The sequence below is a fragment of the Mycobacterium sp. 1245499.0 genome (assembly GCF_001673615.1).
GTDB lineage: Bacteria > Actinomycetota > Actinomycetes > Mycobacteriales > Mycobacteriaceae > Mycobacterium > Mycobacterium europaeum_A.
The window spans coordinates 1-902 of the sequence record NZ_LZMG01000309.1 but is presented as its reverse complement, the minus strand read 5'-3'; the positions used below and the strand labels follow the sequence as shown (position 1 = coordinate 902).

General features: G+C 65.3%; 1 protein-coding gene. It reads left to right on the top strand.

Translation table 11 applies throughout. The features are described from left to right. Positions 1–902 (top strand): thioredoxin-disulfide reductase (gene trxB / locus A5646_RS18770; protein WP_156765644.1); only part of this gene is annotated, 902 nt, incomplete at both ends.

Sequence of the window (902 nt, the reverse complement as noted above, 5' to 3'; positions counted from 1 at the left end):
ATTGGTTCGGGTCCTGCTGGGTATACCGCGGCGTTGTATGCGGCGCGGGCGCAGTTGGCGCCGGTGGTGTTTGAGGGGACGTCGTTTGGTGGGGCGTTGATGACGACCACTGAGGTGGAGAATTTCCCGGGTTTTCGCGACGGGATCACGGGTCCGGAGTTGATGGATCAGATGCGTGAGCAGGCGCTGCGTTTTGGGGCCGATCTGCGGATGGAAGACGTCGAATCGGTCTCGTTGCAGGGTCGAATCAAGTCGGTGACCACGGCCGAGGGTGAGACGGTGCGCGCGCGTGCGGTGATCTTGGCCATGGGGGCGGCGGCCCGGTATTTGGGGGTGCCCGGGGAGCAGGAGTTGTTGGGTCGCGGGGTGTCCTCGTGTGCGACCTGTGATGGGTTCTTTTTCAAGGACCAGGACATCGCGGTGATCGGGGGTGGGGATTCGGCGATGGAGGAGGCCACCTTTTTGACCCGCTTTGCCCGCAGTGTGACGTTGGTGCACCGGCGTGCGGAGTTTCGGGCGTCGCGGATCATGCTCGAACGGGCCAAGGCCAACGACAAGATCACCATCCTGACGAACAAGGCGGTCGAGGCGGTGGAGGGTGAGTCCACGGTGACGGGTTTGCGGGTGCGCGACACGCTCAGCGGTGAGGTGTCGAGATTGCCGGTGACCGGGGTGTTCGTGGCCATCGGGCACGACCCGCGTTCGGAGTTGGTGCGTGAGGTGGTCCAGACCGACCCCGACGGTTATGTGCTGGTCCAAGGCCGCACCACGAGTACCTCGATTGAGGGGGTGTTCGCCGCCGGGGACCTGGTGGATCGCACCTACCGCCAAGCCATCACCGCCGCGGGCAGCGGCTGCTCGGCGGCCATCGACGCCGAACGCTGGCTCGCCGACCACGAAGA